This window comes from Gordonibacter sp. 28C, assembly GCF_003339845.1.
Lineage (GTDB): Bacteria > Actinomycetota > Coriobacteriia > Coriobacteriales > Eggerthellaceae > Gordonibacter.
This window is the reverse complement of sequence record NZ_PPTR01000012.1, coordinates 86,859-106,526: the sequence shown is the minus strand read 5'-3', so window position 1 is coordinate 106,526 and position 19,668 is coordinate 86,859. Positions and strand designations below refer to the sequence as shown.

General features: G+C 65.2%; 17 protein-coding genes. 9 read left to right on the top strand and 8 right to left on the bottom strand.

All coding sequences use genetic code 11. From position 1 onward, the window contains the following. Position 1 precedes the first annotated feature (1 nt). Both C1878_RS13485 and C1878_RS13480 read right to left on the bottom strand, forming a co-directional pair. Positions 2 to 958 carry an ABC transporter permease gene (locus C1878_RS13485; RefSeq protein WP_114602120.1) on the bottom strand — a complete coding sequence of 319 codons (957 nt, stop codon included), beginning with the start codon at positions 956 to 958 and terminating at the stop codon, positions 2 to 4. 276 nt (positions 959 to 1,234) lie between these two features. Continuing rightward, positions 1,235 to 2,845, bottom strand: a complete 1,611-nt coding sequence (locus C1878_RS13480) for an ABC transporter substrate-binding protein (RefSeq protein ID WP_114602119.1) — start codon at positions 2,843 to 2,845, stop codon at positions 1,235 to 1,237. Positions 2,846 to 3,207: 362 nt separating this feature from the next. On the opposite strand from C1878_RS13480, the gene C1878_RS13475 reads away from it, so the two are divergent. Together C1878_RS13475 and nifJ are read left to right on the top strand one after the other, a co-directional pair. Beyond that, positions 3,208 to 3,621, top strand: a complete 414-nt coding sequence (locus C1878_RS13475; protein ID WP_255417932.1) for a very short patch repair endonuclease — start codon at positions 3,208 to 3,210, stop codon at positions 3,619 to 3,621. Positions 3,622 to 3,884: 263 nt separating this feature from the next. After that, the gene (gene nifJ, locus C1878_RS13470) at positions 3,885 to 7,427 is read left to right on the top strand and encodes a pyruvate:ferredoxin (flavodoxin) oxidoreductase (protein ID WP_114602117.1); all 3,543 of its coding nucleotides are present in this window, start codon (positions 3,885 to 3,887) and stop codon (positions 7,425 to 7,427) included. A 167-nt stretch (positions 7,428 to 7,594) separates the two neighbouring features. Here the strand turns inward: nifJ and C1878_RS13465 are convergent, their stop codons facing one another. Continuing rightward, entirely contained in the window at positions 7,595 to 8,650 is a 1,056-nt protein-coding gene (locus tag C1878_RS13465; RefSeq protein WP_167510334.1) for a dihydrodipicolinate reductase, read from the bottom strand. 277 nt (positions 8,651 to 8,927) lie between these two features. On the opposite strand from C1878_RS13465, the gene C1878_RS13460 reads away from it, so the two are divergent. The 6 genes from C1878_RS13460 (at position 8,928) to C1878_RS13435 (ending at position 14,538) form a co-directional block, all read left to right on the top strand. Continuing rightward, the gene (locus tag C1878_RS13460) at positions 8,928 to 9,422 is read left to right on the top strand and encodes a hypothetical protein (RefSeq protein WP_147272952.1); all 495 of its coding nucleotides are present in this window, start codon (positions 8,928 to 8,930) and stop codon (positions 9,420 to 9,422) included. Positions 9,423 to 9,672: 250 nt separating this feature from the next. Next, the gene (locus C1878_RS13455) at positions 9,673 to 11,943 is read left to right on the top strand and encodes a molybdopterin-dependent oxidoreductase (protein WP_114602115.1); all 2,271 of its coding nucleotides are present in this window, start codon (positions 9,673 to 9,675) and stop codon (positions 11,941 to 11,943) included. A gap of 37 nt (positions 11,944 to 11,980) precedes the next feature. Beyond that, positions 11,981 to 12,205 (top strand): ATP-binding protein, encoded by a 225-nt coding sequence (locus C1878_RS13450; RefSeq protein ID WP_114602114.1) that lies wholly within the window; start codon positions 11,981 to 11,983, stop codon positions 12,203 to 12,205. A gap of 31 nt (positions 12,206 to 12,236) precedes the next feature. Beyond that, entirely contained in the window at positions 12,237 to 13,373 is a 1,137-nt protein-coding gene (locus tag C1878_RS13445; protein ID WP_114602113.1) for an AAA family ATPase, read from the top strand. Positions 13,374 to 13,387: 14 nt separating this feature from the next. Beyond that, positions 13,388 to 13,765 carry a hypothetical protein gene (locus tag C1878_RS16465; protein WP_147272951.1) on the top strand — a complete coding sequence of 126 codons (378 nt, stop codon included), beginning with the start codon at positions 13,388 to 13,390 and terminating at the stop codon, positions 13,763 to 13,765. A 323-nt stretch (positions 13,766 to 14,088) separates the two neighbouring features. Then, positions 14,089 to 14,538: a hypothetical protein gene (locus C1878_RS13435; RefSeq protein ID WP_114602112.1), complete on the top strand. Its 450-nt coding sequence runs from the start codon at positions 14,089 to 14,091 to the stop codon at positions 14,536 to 14,538. Between the two features lie 33 nt (positions 14,539 to 14,571). Here the strand turns inward: C1878_RS13435 and C1878_RS13430 are convergent, their stop codons facing one another. After that, on the bottom strand, positions 14,572 to 15,033 hold the full coding sequence (locus C1878_RS13430; RefSeq protein ID WP_158539815.1) for a helix-turn-helix transcriptional regulator: 462 nt from the start codon (positions 15,031 to 15,033) through the stop codon (positions 14,572 to 14,574). Between the two features lie 293 nt (positions 15,034 to 15,326). Further along, positions 15,327 to 16,613 (bottom strand): aminotransferase, encoded by a 1,287-nt coding sequence (locus C1878_RS13425; RefSeq protein WP_114602110.1) that lies wholly within the window; start codon positions 16,611 to 16,613, stop codon positions 15,327 to 15,329. A 292-nt stretch (positions 16,614 to 16,905) separates the two neighbouring features. Here C1878_RS13425 and C1878_RS13420 point away from each other — a divergent pair, with 292 nt between their 5' ends. After that, complete coding sequence (locus C1878_RS13420; protein WP_114602109.1) at positions 16,906 to 17,088, top strand: hypothetical protein; 183 nt, start codon at positions 16,906 to 16,908, stop codon at positions 17,086 to 17,088. A gap of 79 nt (positions 17,089 to 17,167) precedes the next feature. Here the strand turns inward: C1878_RS13420 and C1878_RS13415 are convergent, their stop codons facing one another. From C1878_RS13415 to C1878_RS13405, 3 genes are all read right to left on the bottom strand, one after another. Then, a complete protein-coding gene (locus C1878_RS13415) occupies positions 17,168 to 17,674 on the bottom strand; it encodes a DNA-deoxyinosine glycosylase (RefSeq protein ID WP_114602108.1) in 507 nt (168 codons plus the stop codon). 34 nt (positions 17,675 to 17,708) lie between these two features. Beyond that, on the bottom strand, positions 17,709 to 18,221 hold the full coding sequence (locus C1878_RS13410; protein WP_114602107.1) for a YbhB/YbcL family Raf kinase inhibitor-like protein: 513 nt from the start codon (positions 18,219 to 18,221) through the stop codon (positions 17,709 to 17,711). A gap of 109 nt (positions 18,222 to 18,330) precedes the next feature. After that, positions 18,331 to 19,485 (bottom strand): C40 family peptidase, encoded by a 1,155-nt coding sequence (locus C1878_RS13405; RefSeq protein ID WP_114602106.1) that lies wholly within the window; start codon positions 19,483 to 19,485, stop codon positions 18,331 to 18,333. Positions 19,486 to 19,668: the final 183 nt, after the last annotated feature.

The following is a 19,668-nucleotide window of genomic DNA, read 5'->3' as shown; positions in this document are numbered from 1 at the left end:
GTCACACCGTCCTGATGCGCGGATCGATCAGGATATAGAGCATATCCACGATGATGTTGATGATGATGAACGTGATGGCCACCACCAGCACGACGCCCTGCACCAACATGGTGTAGCTGGACGTGATGCCCGAGAGGATGGCCATGCCCATGCCGGGCAGGTTGAAGATGACCTCGATGACCACGGCGCCGCCGATGAGGTAGCCGATGCGCAGGCCCAGCACCGTAACCGGGGTGATGAGCGCGTTGCGTAGCACGTTGCGGGCCACCACGACGCTCTTCGGGATGCCGGCGCCCAGCGCCGTGCGCACGTAGTCGCGGTCGAGCTCCTCGACCATGGACGTGCGGATGACGCGCGTGAGCTGGCCCGAGACGGGCACGCCCAACGCGATGGCCGGCAGCGCCATGCGCGCGAGCCAACCGCTGGGATCGGAAAACAAGGCGGGAAGGGGGCCCGAGGCGGGCAGCACGTGCAGCATGGACGAGAACAGCAGGATCATGAGCACCGCGAGCCAGAACGACGGCGTTGCGATGCACGCGATGGAGAACACGCGGATGATCTGGTCGGGCCATCGGTCTCGGTACAGCGCCGAGACCACGCCCAGGATCACCGCCACCACCACGCCGATGATGAGGCCGAAGAACGTGAGCTGGAGCGTGACGGGCAGCGCCTGGCCGATGCGCTCGGCCACGGAGGCGTTGTTCGCGCCGTACGTGCCCAGGTCGCCTTGGGCCAAGCCCACCATGTAGTTGCCGTATTGCACGAGGATCGGATCGTTCAGCCCGTGGTCCTCACGGTACTGCTGGACTTGCGCCTCGGTCGCGTTCTCTCCCAGGACCGAATACGCTTGGTCGATGGGGGAGAGCGCCATGACGAAGAATACGAGGATGGTGACACCGAATATCATGATGGGCAGCGCTATGAGGCGTCTCCCGATCATTCTTAGCAGGTTGTTCACCGCACCCTCCTTTCGCTCTGGACTCTGATCGGTTATCGTCGGCGACCGTTTGTTCTCGCGTGCATGGAAGCCATGACCCCTCTTCAAACAGTCAGCCTTATTCTATATGACCGCATGCGGTTTGCCGGTGGAAAATAAGGTGTGAAGCAAGAAAGACGGTGCAGGTGAGCGCGGCGAAAGGCGGCTCGTCGCGCCTTTCGCCGCGCTACCCATGAAAAGGGCCCGCTCCGGCGGAGCAGGCCCTTTCGAAACGTGTCAAGCTGGCAAGGTTGAACCTTACGCCTTGGGGCTGGCGCCCAGGAACACGAGGCCCGTCGTGGCGATGGGCTTGAAACCGGAGATCATGCTCTCCTGGTAGCCCGTGGCGATCTGACGGTGGAACAGCGGGTACAGCGGCACCTGCTCGGCCAGGAGGTCGAAGCACTGGTTCCACAGATCCTGCTGCTTGGAGCTGTCGGCCTCGCGCGCCTGCTGCATGAGGTCCTGCAGTTCGGCCCACTTGCCGTCGGGAGCCTTGCTCCAGCACGTGCGGCCCTGCGTCCACACGTTGTCGCCGTACCACCAGCTCATGAGCAGGTCGGGGTCGTTGCCGAAGCAGGTCGGGTCGCCCGGCGTGAGCATGACGTCGTAGGAGAGCGTCGAGTCGGAGGCGGCGTACTCGCTCCAGTTGACCTTCTGCTCGTCGATGGTGCACTCGACGCCGATGGCCTTGAGGTCTTCCTGGATCTGCGGGGCGAGGTCCTTCACCCAGTTGTTGTTCACGACGAGCGTGAAGGAGAGGTTCTCCTGGCCGGCCTCGGCGAGCAGGCTCTTGGCCTTGTCGACGTCGTGCGTGTAGACCGTGGCGGCCTTGTGGTAGTTCTCATGCTCTTCCGGCAGGAAGCCCGTGACCGGCGCGGCATGGCCGTTCAGCTGGTTGGAGATGAGCTTGTCCACGTCGATGGCGTAGTAGAGGGCCTGGCGCACGCGGTAGTCGTCGAACGGGGCCTTCAGCGTGTTGAACATGAAGAACGCCTGGTTGAAGCCCTGGGCGTACTCGACGGTGGCGCCGGCGGCGGAGAGCTGGTCGGCGTTGGCGTCGGGCACGTTCTCCATGACCTGCACCGTGGCCTCCTGCAGCGCCGTCGTGCGGGCGGTGCCGTCCAGCAGGATGTTCCACTCCATGGCGTCGGCCGTGGGCTTGTAGGTGCCCTCGTAGTTCGGGTTCGGGGCGAACTTGATGGTGCCGCCGTCGTCGCCGTTGACGCTCTCGTACATCCACGGGCCGGAGCCGATGGGCATGGTCTTGAGCTGGTCCTCGGTGAGGGAGGCGGGGAACACCTTCGCCACGGACAGACGGTCCTTCAGCAGCGCGAAGGGGTACTTCAGCTTGATGGTGACCGTCTTGTCGTCCTTCTCGGCAACCGAGTCGATGAACGACAGGAACGCGCCGCAGGTGGCGTCGGCCATGTTGACCTCGAGGGCGTTCACCACGTCGGCCACGGTCACGTCCGTGCCGTCGGAGAACTTGGCGCCGTCGCGCAGGGCCACTTCGTACTCGGTGTCGGTGACCTTCACCGGCTCGCCGGCGGCGAGCGCGTTGTAGGTCTTGTAGGTGTGCAGGTCGAGGTCGTACAGGCCCTCGAACACATGCCACGTGGCGGCCAGCATGAGCGCGGAGCCGCCGTTCAGGCCCACGGGGTTCACGTTCGTGGACGTGTAGGCGCAGGCACCCGTCAGCGTGCCGCCCTCTGCGGGAGCGGCGGCGCCGTCTTCCTTCGGCGTTTCGGTCTTCGCGTCGCCTCCACCGCCGCAACCGGCGAGCGCGAGTCCGGCGGCCGTCGCGGCCACGGCGCCCCCCGCAAGGAACGTGCGGCGGGACAAAGGTGCTTTCAAAGGCTGTTCCATAGGTTTCCCTCCATTCGGTGACGGGGCCTTCCTGCCCCGAGCATACGCGCATGCTTGCGCACGCGCACAACAGCTCCGCCTATTATGGTGCAAAATCGCTGGAAAATAAAGAACTTGTAAGCTCAATATTGTTCTTACTATTCTAATGGGAGAATATATGAACTGGGGAAACGCGTGTTATCATGCGGCATATGGCCATATGTAAGCAGACGGTAAACGATACGTTTGGTGCGCGTGCACGAGGGAAGTCCGCGGGATCCTCGGAATCCGCGGCGCGTTTTCGCGCACGGGTCGAGCTTCTGGCGACTCGCGCGCTGCCCGCGCCGTCCCGCATAGCGCCGCCGCCCGCCTCGAACGAGGCCGTGCGCAAGTCCATGCAGGGAAACAAGCGCAGCGACACGAAGCCCGAGCTGCTGGTGCGCGCCCGCCTGCGCGAGGCGGGGCTTGCGGGCTACCGCCTGCAATGGAAGGTGCCGGGCCGTCCCGACGTGGCGTGGCCTGGCAAGAAGGTGGCGCTGTTCATCAACGGGTGCTTCTGGCATCGCTGCCCCCATTGCAAGCCGCGCCTTCCCAAGAGCAACGTGGAGTACTGGGTGGTGAAGTTCGAGCGCAACGTCGAGCGGGACGAGCGGAGCCAGGCCGCCCTCGAGGCCCTGGGGTGGAAGGTCCACGTCGTCTGGGAGTGCCAGCTGAAGAAGAAGGCCATCGACGCCACCATGGCCGAGCTGCTCCCTCTTTTGGCCGAGGAATTGGGCAAGGAGCTGAGCCCGCTCTAATCGCATTTCCGCTCTCCATAGTCTGGTCACAATTCGCGCTCCCGTCGATCACCCGCGCCCCCGTGCATGCCGTCCGCCGCCGCGTCCCTCGAGCCGGCTAAAGCGCGCTGGTATCATAGATGCTGTTTTCCCAAGGGAAGGCGAGCGTCAAGCGAGAGGATGGGTGGAGGTCCGCAGGTGCGTTTTCATCTGCGTATCGCAGTCGCGGATGCGCTCGCGCGCGAGATTCCGGTCGGAGCAGGGCCCCTTCAAAGGAGAGGTGTATGACGAGAGAATTCAAGTCCATGGACGGCAACAACGCCGCAGCGTACGTATCTTACGCGTTCACCGAGGTGGCGGGCATTTACCCCATCACCCCGTCGAGCCCGATGGCCGACCTGGTGGACCAGTGGTCCGCCGCCGGTCAGAAGAACATCTTCGGCACGAAGGTGAAGGTGTGCGAGATGCAGTCCGAGGGCGGTGCCGCCGGCGCGGTGCACGGCTCGCTGGCCGCAGGCGCGCTCACCACCACCTACACGGCCTCCCAGGGCCTGCTCCTCATGATCCCCAACATGTACAAGATCGCCGCCGAGCAGCTGCCGAGCGTGTTCCACGTGAGCGCCCGCACGGTGGCCACCCAGGCGCTCTCCATCTTCGGCGACCACTCCGACGTCATGGCCTGCCGCCAGACGGGCTTCGCCATGCTGGCCGAGACGAACGTGCAGGAGGTCATGGACCTGTCCGCCGTGGCGCACTTGGCCGCCATCAAGGGCCGCGTCCCCTTCATCAACTTCTTCGACGGCTTCCGCACCTCCCACGAGGTGCAGAAGATCGCCGTGTGGGACTACGACGACCTGGCCGAGATGTGCGACATGGACGCCGTGCGCGCCTTCCGCGACCACGCGCTCAATCCCGAGCATCCCGCCATGCGCGGCAGCCACGAGAACGGCGACGTGTTCTTCCAGCACCGCGAGGCCTGCAACGGCCACTACGACGCGCTGCCGGCCGTGGTGGAGGACTACATGCACCAGGTGAACGCCAAACTGGGCACGAACTACGAGCTGTTCAACTACTACGGCGCGCCCGACGCCGACCGCGTGATCGTGGCCATGGGCTCGTTCTGCGACGTGGTGGAAGAGGTCATCGACTACCTGAACGCCCACGGCGAGAAGGTGGGCCTGGTGAAGGTGCGCCTGTACCGCCCGTTCGTGAGCGAGAAGTTCATGGCCGCGCTGCCGACAACCGTCAAGAAGATCGCGGTCATGGACCGCACGAAGGAGCCGGGCGCGCTCGGCGAACCGCTGTACATGGACGTGGTGAACGCGCTCGCGCACGAGGGCCGCTCCGACCTGACCGTGGTGGGCGGCCGCTACGGCCTGGCCTCGAAGGACACCCCGCCCTCGTCGGCGTTCGCCGTGTACAAGGAGCTCGAGAAGGACGCCCCGGCGCGCGAGTTCACCGTGGGCATCGTGGACGACGTGACGAACCTGTCGTTGCCCGAGGATCCCGCGAGCCCCAACACGGCGGCTCCGGGAACGGTGGAGTGCAAGTTCTGGGGCCTCGGCGGCGACGGCACGGTGGGCGCCAACAAGAACTCCATCAAGATCATCGGCGACCACACCGCCAAGTACGTGCAGGCCTACTTCCAGTACGACTCTAAGAAGACGGGCGGCGTGACCATCAGCCACCTGCGCTTCGGCGACTCGCCCATCCGCAGCACCTACTACGTGAACAAGGCCGACTTCGTGGCCTGCCACAACCCCTCCTACGTCACCAAGGGCTTCCGCATGGTGAACGACGTGAAGCCGGGCGGCACGTTCATGATCAACTGCCAGTGGACGCCCGAGGAGCTGGAGCACCACCTGAACGCCGAGGCGAAGCGCTACATCGCCAACAACGGCATCAAGCTCTACACCATCAACGCCATCGACCTCGCCCGCGAGATCGGCATGGGCAAGCGCACGAACACCATCTTGCAGTCGGCGTTCTTCACGCTGGCGAACGTGATCCCGCAGGACGAGGCCATCCAGTACATGAAGGACGCGGCCACGAAGTCCTACCTGAAGAAGGGCCAGGACGTCGTCGACATGAACCACCGCGCCATCGACGCCGGCGCCACCGCGTTCGTGCAGGTGGAGATCCCGGCCAGCTGGGCCGACGCCGTGGACGAGGGCGAGCAGCCCGCGCTCGAGGGTCGCGCCGAAGTGGTGAAGATGGTGCGCGACATCATGGAGCCGGTGGGCCGCATGGACGGCGACCGCCTGCCCGTTTCGGCGTTCGTGCCGCACGTGGACGGCCAGTTCGAGCAGGGTGCCGCCGCCTACGAGAAGCGCGGCGTGGCCGTGAGCGTGCCCGCATGGGACGCTTCGACCTGCATCCAGTGCAACCAGTGCGCCTTCGCGTGCCCGCACGCCACCATCCGCCCGTTCGCGCTCACCGAGGCCGAGGCCGCGGCGGCTCCGGCGGCCACCACGCTCGTGCCGGCGAAGGGCAAGGCCGCGGCCGGCCTGCAGTACACGCTGGCCGTGTCGCCGCTCGACTGCATGGGCTGCGGCGTGTGCGTGAACGTGTGCCCCTCCGACTCGCTTTCCATGGTTCCCACGGAAAGCCAGCTCGACCAGCAGGAGGTCTTCGACTACTGCGTGGCGGCCGTGTCCGACAAGCCCGAGCTTGAGGACGCCAGCGTTAAGGGCAGCCAGTTCAAGCAGCCGCTCCTCGAGTTCTCGGGCGCCTGCGCCGGCTGCGCCGAGACGGCGTACGCCAAGCTCGTCACCCAGCTGTTCGGCGACCGCATGTACATCACGAACGCCACCGGCTGCTCGTCCATCTGGGGCGGCCCGGCCGCCACGTCGCCGTACGCGGTGAACAAGGAAGGCCATGGCCCGGCCTGGTCGAACTCGCTGTTCGAGGACAACGCCGAGCACGGCTTGGGCATGCTGCTGGGCCACGAGGCGGTGCGCACGCGCCTGGTGGGCAAGCTGGAGGAAATGGCCGCTAGCGACAAGACCCCGGCCGATACGAAGGCGCTCATCGCGACGTATCTGGACACGTTGGAGGACGGCGAGGCCAACGCCCAGGCGGCGCGCGCGCTCGTTCCCGCGCTCGAGGCCGCGGCCGCCGACGGCTGTCCCTTGGCGCCCGAGATCCTCGAGGACAAGGACTACCTGGGTGCGAAGTCGTTCTGGATCTTCGGCGGCGACGGTTGGGCCTACGACATCGGCTACGGCGGACTCGACCACGTGTTGGCGTCCGGCCAGAACGTGAACGTGTTCGTGTTCGACACCGAGGTGTACTCCAACACGGGCGGCCAGGCTTCCAAGGCGTCCAACATCGGCCAGGTGGCGCAGTTCGCGGCCGCCGGCAAGGACATCAAGAAGAAGAGCCTCACCGAGATCGCGATGAGCTACGGCTACGTGTACGTGGCGCAGGTTGCCATGGGCGCCAAGCCGGCCCAGACCATCAAGGCCATCGCCGAGGCCGAGGCGTACCCCGGACCGTCGCTCATCATCGGCTACTCGCCCTGCGAGATGCACTCCATCAAGGGCGGCATGGCGAACTGCCAGGACGAGATGAAGAAGGCCGTGGACTGCGGCTACTGGAACCTGTTCCGCTTCAACCCGGCCGCCGAGCCGGGCAAGAAGTTCGTGCTCGACTCCAAGGAGCCCGCCGGCGGCTACCAGGAGTTCCTCATGAACGAGGCCCGTTACAGCCGCCTGACCCGCGAGTTCCCCGAGCGCGCCACCGAGCTGTTCGAGCGCAACGAGCAGGCCGCCATGGATCGCTACGAGCACCTGCTGAAGCTGAAGGACCTGTACGCTCAGGCGTAAGCGTAAGCGAAGACGTCGCTTGAAACGTTGAAGAGGCCGCCGGAACAATCCGGCGGCCTCTTTTCGTAGGGACGGCCTGCCGGCCGTCCGGCGCGGTGCCTTCGGGAGCACCGCGCCCCATGCGGCGAGCGTGCCATACGGTCGCTCGCCATCCTCGCTCCGCGGTGCTAGCAGCCGCAGTCGCACCCTTCGTCCACATAGAGGTTCATCGGGTACGCCAGGTACTCCACGGGTTCCAGCTTCTCCACGGTCACGAAGCCCGGCGGCGCGGCGAGTATCGTGGGGATGCGGTTCACCACGGTGGCGCAGGTGTGCTCCGGCGTGGCCGGCTTCGCCACGGAGAACGACGTGTCCGGTTCGCCGAGAATCTTCCATTCGCACAAGTCGCCGTCGTCGGCTCCGTACACCTTGCCGATGCACTGCGTTTCGATGACGGGCCCTTGGAACGTCTCGGTGGTCACCACGGCGCTCATGCCGATGCAGCGCCCGGCGGGGATCGTCTCGCCCATGGTGGCGGAGTAGGTGTCCTCCTCGGCGATGAACGGCACGGACTTCTGCGTCTGGCTCTTGATGGTCCAACCGAAAAGCGACGCCAGCGCCTCGTTCGAGTTCCACACGTAGGACGGCTCGATTTCCTCGGGGTGGGCGAGCGTCGCCTCGAACTCCTCGGGCGTGAGGCCCACGCCGTGCGCCTTCGCCAGCGCCAGGCCGTAGTCCTCCACGTTGTAGCTCGTGGCGCCTTCAATGCGGTCGATGCGGTGCACGCCGCCCGCCACGCAGCCCACGAGGTTGATCCAGAAGATGTCCTGCATGCCCGAACCCACGATGGTGCAGCCCGTCTCCTTCGCCAGCGCGTCGAGCTTGTTCGTGAGCGCGGCGGCCGTCGTCCACGGATAGATGGCCTCCTCGCAGGTGGTGACCACGTCGATGCCGCGCGCGGCGCACGCCTCGAACATGGGGTAGACGTCCTCCACGAAGCTGAACAGCTCCAGCACGGCGATGTCGGCGTCGCATTCGTCGAGCACGCGCTCCGCGTCACTCGAAATGGCCACGCCCAGCTTGCAGCCCAGGTCGGCGAAGTTGCCCGCGTCCACGCCCTGGAGCGACGGGTCGGTGTCGATCGCGCCCACGATCTCGGCGCCCTTCTCGTGCAGATAGCGCAGCGTGAGCTTCGCCATCTTCCCGCATCCGTACTGCACCACGCGAATCTTCTCTCGGTTCATGATGCCTCCTTTTCGGTCGGGTGGTTCCTCAAGCCCGATTGTAGACCCCCCGGCCATTCCCGTCGAGGCCGTTGCGAGACGGTAACGCGCCTTCCATGCCTTTTCGGATCGGCGGAGTCGAGCATCTGACAAGTTTGATAGCTATCCCTGCGCCGTTCGCGCGGCTATCATGCGAATCAGCTGATAGGAGATGCGGATGGAAAATCGACGCACGCGAAGGGGTGGTGCGATGGGACGCGGCGATACCTTCTCACATCTCAGCTAAAGGGGGTTGTAGATGACTTTCGGGTTTCGAGCCCTCATGGGCTTTCTCATGTCGTTCTTTCTTGCAATCACGATGAGCCTGTTCTCCCCGGTGGTGTCCGGGGCGCCGTTGACGCCCGAGGGGTTTGCGACGGGGGTGGTCGTCGGCACCGTGCTCGGCACGGCGATCTTGGCGCTGGTTCCGCTTATTCCCCTCTCCATGGGTTTCGCGGTGTCGTGCGGCGCGCGCGAGGGGTCGCTCGGGTGGTTCCTGCTGAAGGACGTTCTTCTCTGCACGGTGCTGGTGTTCGTCATCTCGTTCGTGCTCACGTTCATGATGACGGGATTCGACGCCCAGTTCGCGAGCAGGCTGCTCGCGCCCATGCCCCTTATATGGGCGATCTGCTACGTCGTTGCCATTCAAGTGGAGCCTTTGTGCATGCTCGTCGCATCCAAGGTGCTGCGCACGCCGTTGCCCCAGGGCCAGCCGGTTGATGGGGAGCAGGACGAGAAAGAGGCTTTGACGTAGGCCTCGTGAAGCGATGCGCCTCGCGCGAGCGAGGGCGGGAGAGGCTCGGGGGCCCGGGCGCGCGACGGCGCGCCCGGGCCCCGTCGTTGCATGCCGGGGGCCTTCGGGCGAGGCCCGCGCTGCGTCCGCGCGGCAATCAATTTTGATAGCTTGTCCGTCCAAGCGCGCGTCGCTAGTCTGAACGGTAAGGATTCGCATCTTCGCTATCAGCTGAAACGAAGTACGCCGACGAAGAGGAAGAGGGCGAATTATGTCAAACGTCGAGTACAAGAGAACGCTGTGCTTCGCCTCCCATGCCAACTGCGGTGTGAAGGCTACGGTGGAGGACGGCAAGATCACCAAGCTCGAGGGCGACCCCGAGTGCACGGTGAGCCAAGGTCGCGTGTGCGAGCGCATGGACTTCCAGCTGGAGTGGCTCGACCACCCGAAGCGCTGCAACTACCCGCTCAAGCGCGTGGGAGCGCGGGGCAGCGGCAAGTGGGAGCGCCTCACGTGGGATCAGGCGTGCACCGAGATCGGCGAGAAGCTGCGCTACCTCGCCGACGAGTACGGCCCCGAGTCGGTCATCTTCTCGCACGGCACAGGCCGCACCGACGAGTGGTACGAAGGACGGTTCTTCAACCTGTACGGCAGCCCCAACCTGGCCATGGGCGGCTCCGAAATCTGCTGGTGCCCTACGTACACGAACGAGAGCGCGACGTACGGCCAGTTCGCGGCAGCCTTCACGGCGGCCAAGACTGGCTGCGTGGTGCTGTGGGGCCACAACCCCGCCCAGTCCGGCGACTTCCCCGAGCACTGGGGCTACCAGGACCTGTTCGCGAACGACCCCGATGCCAAGCTCATCGTGGTCGATCCGCGCTGCACCGAGTACGCGGCCAACGCCGACGTGTGGTTGCGCCTGCGGCCCGGTACCGACGGCGCCATGGCCATGGGCTGGATGAACGTCATCATCAACGAGGAGCTCTACGACAAGGAGTTCGTCGAGGCGTGGACGTACGGCTTCGAGGATTTGAAGAAGGCCGTGCAGGCCTATCCGCCCGAGAAGGTGGCTGAGATCTGCTGGGTGCCGGCCGAGAAGATCGTGAAGGCGGCGCGCATGTACGCCACCTGCCTGCCGGCATACCTGCCATGGGGCCTGGCCACTGACGCCATCGGTCGCAACCAGGCGCAGGCCAACCGCGCCAAGGCATGCCTCAAGGCGCTTATCGGCATCAACAAGGCGGGTCAGACCTACCTGGCGCCTCCCAACGACGTGCTGCCGCACGCCACGTTCGAGATGCCCGAGATGCTGCCGAAGTCGCAGCGCGACAAGCAGCTCGGCTCCGACCGCTTCCCGTTCCACTCATGGCCCAGCTACCAGATGATCTCCGACGCGCAGAGCCGCGTGTTCCACCATCCCTACTTCCTTAGCCAGAACGCCACGTGTGCGCAGAACTGGTGCGCCGTGAGCGAGGCCATCCGCACCGGCAAGCCCTATCCGGTGAAGGGCCTCATCGCGCAGGCGTCGAATCCGTTCTCGAATCTCTCGAACACCCAGGATGTCTACGAGTGCGTGAAGCTGCTCGACCTGGTGATAACTCATGAGTACACCATGACGCCGCTCGCCATGCTCTCCGACTACGTGCTGCCGGCCGCCGGCTGGCTCGAGCGTCCGCAGCTGTGGGGCGTGGGCGGGGGCGGCCCGTGCATCACCGGCGTGGCCCTCACGGGCGAGGCGGCCGTGCCGCCGCTGTACGAGCGTCGCGACAACTACGAGTTCTGGCGTTCGCTGGCCGAAGGCACGTTCGATGAAGAGACGTGCGAGAAGTACTGGTCGTGGCAGACCACCGAGGAGGCCTACGACGCCATGCTCGAGCCGCAGGGCACCTCGGCGCGCGGTGCCATAACGGATCCCGTGTTCAATCCCTCGCCCGAGGAATGGCACAAGATGTCCGACCCGAAGACCGGTCAGCTCTACGGCTTCGGCACGCCTACGGGCAAGGTGGAGCTGCGCTCGACCATCATCGAAGACCTGTTCGACGAGAAGGAGGCGCTGCCCTACTACGAGGAACCCTTCGAATCGCCGATTTCCACCCCCGACGTGGCCGAGACCTTCCCGCTCATCCTCACGGCCGGTTCGCGCGTCATGCCGTACTACCATTCCGAGTACCGCCAGGTGAACGGGTGCCGCGACCGCTATCCCGAGCCGCATTTCCAGATACATCCCGAAACGGCGGCGAACCTGGGGATCGGCGACGGCATGTGGTGTTGGATCGAGACGCGCCGCGGCCGCTGTTTGCAGAAGGCCAAACTCGACGCGTCGGTGTCGCCCTACACCGTGGCTGCGCAGCACGGCTGGTGGTTCCCCGAGCTGCCCGAGTCCGAGCCGTGGCTCGGCGGCTGGTTCATCTCCAACATCAACATGTGCACCGACAACGACCCCGACAACTGCTGCAGGTTGTCGGGCGTATACAACGTCAAGCTGGCCCAGTGCAACGTGCACCGTGCCGACGACGTGCCGTTCCGCTCGCTGTTCGGCTAGCGCTGGCTCGAGGGTATAAAAGAAAGGCCGAGGCGAAATGACCGAGTCCCCGTTCATCATCCAGCGCGGCAGCACATGCAGCAACTGCGGTGCGTGCGTGCGCCGGTGTGCTCGGGGCAACTTCGCAGCCCGCGACGGCGTGGTTGCGATAGCGGAGGGCTACGTGTGCACGGGGTGCGGCGACTGCGTGAAGTGGTGCCCCGTGCGCGCGCTTTCGGTCAAGCCGGCTCGTCCGGTGGCCATCCGCCGCCTTGCGCGGTAATCGTCAACCGCTCTACCGAAAGGGGACCGTCATGCTCAAGCGCGTTCATCTGGAGAACTTCAAGGCCCTGAAGGGCGTCGACCTCGACTTTGCGAAGATCACCGTGCTCACCGGGTTTAACTCCACCGGGAAGACCTCGGTGATCCAGTCGCTCGCCTTCATCAAGCAGAGCCTGCAGCGCAAGGAGATCAGCTACAACGACTACCTGCTGCGCCTCGGCGACTTCCGCGAGGTGGCGTACGGCCACGATGCCTCGCTGCCCGTGCGCATCGAGGTTGCGCTCGACGACGGTCCCGGCGAGATGGCATACAGCCTGGAAACGTCGCTTGAGGGTGTGGAGGAGTCGTTCTCGCGAGGCGGCGAGCGCGCCTGGTCGTGGGACAGCCGGAAGGAGGGCGTCATCGAGGCGTCGGGCAGGCTGTTCTTCCCGCTGGCAGCTGGCGGCTACGGTGGCGGCACCTATGCAACCGATGATTACGCGGGTGTGCTGGCCGCGCAGAAAGTCATGATGAAGTGGTTCGAGGACGCGCTCTACCTGTCGTCGAACCGTGGTTTCACGCGGTACAACTACCCGCTACTGGCCGGCAACCCCACCGTCGAGGACATCTCGAACCGCGCCGGCGATGCGTCGGCCTTGGAGGAGTGGCTGTCGAATCTCATCCTGTACCGCCTGAACGAGGCGAAGCGCTTCCCCGAGATGCAAAAGCGTCTCGACGTGATGGCCGAGCGCCTGGCGAAGCTCGGCGTGGAGGTGAGCCCGTACGTGACGGACGGTCCGAGCGTGGTGGTGGACCTCGTGGAGGGTGGCATGTGGGTGAGCGCCGTGAACTCCGGCTACGGCGTGAACCAGTCGGTTGCCACCGTGGTGCTGGGCTCGCTTTCCGAAGAGGGCGCACTCGTGATGATCGAGGAGCCCGAAACGCACTTGCATCCGCGCTACCAGCGCACGATGGCCGAGATCCTGCTCGGCATGGCGCAGGAGGGCAAGCAGGTGCTCATCACCTCGCACTCCGACCATATCCTGCAGACGCTCGCCGACCTGGCCGAGCGCGACGGCTTGGGCGAGGACGACGTGCGGGTGTACCACTTCGAGAAGCGGGGGCGTGAGACGCAGCCGACGCGCGTCGAGCTGTCCGACAGGGAGACGATGGCGAAGCTGTTCGCTTAGGGCGGGGGTGTGCCATGGCAACGACCTACGACGACGCCTTCGCGGGCATCCGACGAGCCAGCGAGCTGATGGACGAGGCGCTGGCGGAGGGAGGCGAGCGCAGGCGGGCGCGGATACGCGTGGCTTTCTACCAGCTGTACCAGGCCGCGAACCTGGCCGCCATGATAGCGCCGGGGTTTGCGATGGAGCAGGCCATGCGAAGCGAGGACTACGCCATGTTCTCCGACGTGCTGTTTCGCCGCTATTTCAAAGAAGAACTCTATCCGGTAGACGACACGCGCGAGGTGTTCGACCGCTGGGCGCAGCGCGTGTGCCGTTTCGTGGAACGCTTGTCCGCCCAGTCGAGGCTGGCCGTGCACGATTGCTCGACCGACGACGAAGCGGCGTATTGAAAGGGGAAGGCAATGTGCTTCAGACCGACGACGGTATCGCTCGACCGTAAGTGCCCCGCATGCGGGCGGGACTGCGAGCCCGAAACGACCATATGTCCTGCATGCGGGGCTGAGTTGACTTCTGCTTCCGCGCCCGGGACGTCTGGGACGCCTGGCGTCCCTGGCGCTCCCGGCGTCCCCGGGGCTCCGGGAGTTCTCGGTGCTTCCGGGGCGCCCAAGGTGCCGGGCGCCTTCAGTGTCCCCAAGGCGCCCGGTGCGTCGAAAACGCCGGGGAGGTAATCTGACGCCGAGGTTGGCATCGTCTCGGAGAAGGAGGCCGTATCGTGAACGATGGAAACGGTAGGAACGATCTACCCGCCTGGGAGGACCCGGCGGATCGACGCGGTGCCGACGAGCGCTACGTCACGGCGGGCAAGCTCTTCTTCTGCGAGGTGATGGATCACGTAGAATGTTTGGTCGGCTTGCCGCCGGAGGCCTATCTTGACCTCATGGCCGAGGGCTTCGGCCCCGAGGAGGTGGGCCTTGCGGTGCGGCGGGCAGGCAACGATGGGTTCTTCAAGGATGATCTGCCCGTGCGCATGTGGGGCGAGCTTTTGGTGGCGAAGGTCGATGGAATGGAGAAGTACCAGGTGAGGATCTCCGGTGCGGAGGTGGGGCGACTGCAGGCGGCGGGCTATCGCGACCTTGACGAGGTGCGGGTGGGTTTTGAGAAGCTGCCCCACACCAGTCCATCGCGCGAGCTTCGCCCTGACGACTTCGACGTGAACCGCTAAGGCACATGCTGTAGCCGGCATTCTGCATGCCGGCTACAGGGCTTCATCCTCTTCTTTTCGCGAGGCCCCCGGGCCTTCCGACTCTTCGGGAGGCTGTGGACGCCGTGGCTTGCGCAGGCCGTGGTTGTCATCGTAGAGGACGGTGATGGACTTCTCATGCGGTTCGTCGACGAATGGATCGCACAACCCGAGCGCCGTCACCACCGTCATGAGGTGGTAGCAGCTCGTCACGTTGAAGCGCTTCTTGAGCGTGTTGATATGCATGCGCACAGTGGATTCCGATATGCCGAGCGCACAGGCGATCTGCTTCGGCGAATATGAGCGGGACAGCAGCTCGATGATCTCCCGCTGACGCTGCGACAACGCTGGCGTCATCGAGTCGGGGCCGCGCACCGAATCGATGACGAGCATCTTTCCGCTGATGGCAGCCTTGTTCGGATCGGCTGCCCAGCGCGGCTCGAACTCGGTGTGGATGACATGGAGAAACGATGCCATATCCTCCATTTGGCACGTGAGGATGAACTCTCCGTCCGCACTGTACACGCTAAGGGTCAGCATCGTCGTGTTCCCCGTCCCCAAGAGGTCCGTTGTGCCCCGTCGTTGTTTCCCTTTGAGTATAGGGGGGTTGCCAAAGAAAAAGCAAGCTATCAAAATTGCCAGAATCTCGCGAGGGGCGTCGACGGGCATGACGCGTGGGGAGCGGTGGAGAAGAAGCGACCCGGCGCCCGTGCCGGGTCGCTTGTGAAGATCGATGCGCAGAAGGAAGGCGTATCGATCTTCCGTTCAGCCTATCCCAGCAGCTTCTCCGCCAAGGCCAGCTTCACGCAGCACACGAACACGTCCATGGCGGCGTCCAGCTCGTCGAGCGGGGGCAGGGTGGGGGCGATGCGGATGTTGGAGTCGCGCGGGTCCTGCTTGTAGGGATAGGTGGCGCCGGCGCCCGTCATGGTCATGCCGGCCTCCTTCGCCAGCGACACGATGCGCTTCGCCGTGCCCTCGGGCGCGTCGAACGACACGAAGTAGCCGCCGCGCGGGCTCGACCATGAGCAGCCGCCCACGTCGGCCAGGCCCTCTTCCAGCTTGCTCACCACGAGCTCGAACTTCGGACGCAGGATGGCGGCGTGCTTGGCCATGTGGGCCGCCAGACCTTCGGCATCCTTCAGGAACTTCACGTGGCGCAGCTGGTTCAGCTTGTCGTAGCCGATGGTGCCCACGCCCATGCGCTTCTTGATCTCGGCGACGTTGTCGGGGCTGGCCGCGATGGCGGAGATGCCCGCGCCGGGGTGCGTCACCTTCGACGTGGAGGCGAACTTGAAGTAGCGGTCCGGGTTGCCCGCCTCGCGGCACGCCGCGCCGATGTCGAGCAGCTGGTCCTGGTCGGCCGCGTCGTCGTAGAGATGGTGCACGCAATAGGCGTTGTCCCAGAAGATGCGGAAGTCCTCCGCCGCGCACTCCATGGCCGCTAGGCGGCGAACCACGTCGTCGGAGTACGTGACGCCGCCGGGGTTCGAGTACTTCGGCACGCACCAGATGCCCTTGACGGACGCGTCGCCGGCCGCAAGGCGCTCGACCTCGTCCATGTCCGGACCTTCGGCGGTCATGGGCACGGGGATCATCTCGATGCCGAAGGCCTCCGTCACGCCGAAGTGGCGGTCGTAGCCCGGCACGGGGCAGAGCCACTTCACGCTCTCGTACTGGCACCACGGCGTCGAGCCCAGCGTGCCGAAGTCCAGGCACCGCGCCACGGCCTCGTACATGAGCGAAAGGCTGGAGTTGCCGCCGATGACGATGTTCTCGGGCGCCTCTTCGACCATGCAGGCCATGAAGCGCTTCGCCTCGGGCAGGCCGTCCAGCACGCCGTAGTTACGGCAGTCCGTGCCGTCCTCGGCGCGGCAGTCCTCGGCCGTGGTCACCAGGGACAGCATGGGCATGCTCAGGTCCAGCTGGTCGGCACCGGGCTTGCCGCGCGCCATGTTGAGCGCGAGCCCGCGCGCCTTGATCTCGGCGTATTGGCTCTCAAGTTCGGCTTTGCGCGCGCCCAGCTCGTCTGTCGACAGGTCCGCGTACGTTGTCATCGTCATCCTTTCGCTCTGCGCTGTCATGTCCATCAGCCAGTATACGACTTGGCTCCGCATGCGTCGACCGCGATCGCGCGCAGGAGCCCATTTCCCGCGCGAACGCCGATGGATGATGAAAGCCATCCATCTTAGAATCATTTTTTCCCGAACTGCGGGCGCGTCAGCGTTCGCCGTCGACGGTCGGGGAACCGATGGGGAACCGCACGGTTGAGCCGCCCGGGCGCCAGCACCCGGGCGGCTCGGGGCGTCTACGATACGATCGAAAGCACCAACCGTCGAAGGAGGGGCCATGCCCGTACCGAATCCCCGCGCGAACGAGAAGAAGGAAACCTACATCTCCCGCTGCATGGAAAGCATCACGAAGAACGAGAAGGACGAGTACCCTTCGCAGAAGCAGCGCGCTGCCATCTGCTATTCCACCTGGGATCGCTGGCAGAAGGACCACGGCCACCCCGAAAAGGCCGAGAAGTAGCGGTTGCGCCGAACGCTATCGTCGACGCTTTCACCTCGTTTCGCCGCGACCCGCTCAGCGCATGGCGCGACGACCGCCGTCAACCCTCTTTCAGCGCTTCGAGCAGCGGTCGGTAGGCCTTCACGAGGTCGGACAGCCGCATGCGGGCGTTCGCGGGGCTCGTGGAGGGCAGAGGGATGTGGGACACGCCTGGCAGCATGCCCATGCAGTGTCGGCGGTACAGGTCGGACGCCTTCGACCCGGTGGTGAACACGGCGGCGAGCGGTGCCGCCGCGCCGATGCGCGCGAGGTCGTTCGGCCGCGCGTCGGTTATGGAGGCGTCGGACGCGCCTTGTATGGTGCACGAGGCCAGCACGTCCCAAAGCGCGATGCGGTGCGCGAGCAAAAACGCCGTGCGATCGTCGTTGCCCGTCGGCTCCGGTTCGCCGAACAGCGCGCCCATCACCTTCCAGAAGCGGTTCTGGGGGTGCCCGTAGTAAAAGCCGACCTCGCGCGATTTCGGCGACGGCATCGTGCCCAGCACGAGCACGCGCGACCGCGCGTCGAAGATCGGCTCCAGCGTATGGGTTATGCGTGCGGGCTCCACGGCAGGTCCTCCTTGCGCGTTCGCGACGCGCCGGCTACGCCCTGCTCGGCAGCTCGAGCGACGCCTCGTCCAGCACGTGGCCGCGGATGGCGCGGCGAAACTCGTTCAGGTAGTAGCCCTCGTCCAAATCGAGCTCGCAGTCCAACGCGTACACGGTCAGCGTGTAGTCGTGCGTCTTGTCGGGCGGGTAGGGGCCGGCGTAGCGATGGATGATGCGCGGGTCGGTATGCGAGCCCGCCAGCGGCGACCAGTCGCTGTTGGAGCCCTGCACGCACGGCACGGCGCCGGACGCGCTGGCGTTCTCGGGGATGAGGCGCGTGTCGGCGGGGAAGTTGCACGCGATCCAATGGATCCAGCAGAAGCCTCCCACGGGTACGGCGTCCCAGTCCAGGAACGTGAGCGCCAGCGATCGGGCGCTCTCGGGCACGTCGTCTATCTCGATGGGGAACGACACGCACGGATGGCCGTCGACGGTGTCCTCGACCGGCGCGTGCTTGCCGTAGCGGTCGGGAAGGAGGCCGTTTTCCAGGTTCACGGAGATGTTCATGCGACGTGCTCCTTTCGCGAGGCGGCGTGAGCCGCAGGTCGTTTCGCTCTCATTATACAAAAAAGGAGGGCCGAGGCCCTCCTTGCGAAACCGGGTTGAAACGATGCGGCTAGAACTGCAGCGCGCAGGTGAAGCCCGCCCACGAAAGCGCGTCGGTGTCGCGCACGTACGCGTTGAAGGTGGGGGCGTGCACGTAGTGCGACCCGCCGTAGCTCACGGCGATGCCCACGTGCTGGGGGCGGTACAGCACGTCGCCCGGACGCGCCTGCGACACCGGGACGATGTTCTTGGCGCAGGCGTACAGCGATTCGGTGTAGTGGGGAAGAGAAATGCCCACCTGTAGATACGCCCAGCGCACGAGGCCCGAGCAGTCGAAGGCGTCGGGACCTTCAGCGGCCCACACGTAGGGGCAGCCGATGCGGCTCATGGCGTAGTCGGCCACGGAGCTGTAGGATCCAACCGATCCGCCGCCGCCACCTCCGCCGTACGAAGGGGGAACGTAGTTGTTGTTTCCGCCACCGCCGCCGCCGGACGGAGGGGTGTAGGAACCGCCGCCACCGCCGTTGTTGGAGTTCTGGGCCTGCTTGGCGGCCTCTTCGGCAGCGGCCTGCTCGGCGGCTGCGCGCGCGGCTGCCGCCTGCTCTTCGGCGAGCAACGCCTGCGCCTCGGCATCCAGGGAGTTCACCAGCTCGGTGGCCTGGGCGACCTTCGCCTCGGCTTCCGCCTGGATCACCTTGGCCTCGGCGGCCTTGTCGGCGGCGATCTTCTCCTGGCGCGCGTACTCGTCCTTCGATGCCTGGAGCTCTTCGCGCAAAGTCTTCGTCTCGTCGACCATCGTGCCGTCGTTCTCGTTCATCTTGTTCAGCAGATCCCAGTTCTGCGTGAACTCCTCGAACGAGGATGCGCCCATGACAAAATCGAGGAAGCTCGACGAACCGGTGCGGTACATGCTGCGGGCACGCGTCCCCAGCTTGTCCTGGAGGTCGGCGATCTTTCCGTTAGCTTCATCGATCTTGACTTGTTCGGCTTCCATGGCCGCTTGAGCGACCTCTTGCGCGTCGAGGGCCTGCTTGTAGCTGTCGGCGGCAACCTCGAGGTCCGTCTGAAGGCCGACGAGCTGGTTGCGAACGGCGTCCGCCTCAGCTTGCTTCTCCGCAGCGGTTGCCGCGAATGCGGTCGAGGGTGCTACGATCGATGCGGCGCCGAGCGCGGCGGCACCGCCAATGAACGCTCGCCTGCTGAGTCCGTTTGTATGCTCTCTCATTCAAAAACCTCCTGAATTGAGCACGTAGTATGTGTGGGCAAAAGCAGTGCGCATCATAGCACGTTTGCGCAGATGGGCAAAAAATGTTGTGAACGCATTTCATAAGTCCAGATCAACGCTAGGGGTTTCTCAAGCTGTCGCCGAGCAAGCGTTTCGAAGCCGTCGAACGAAGGCAAACGAGCC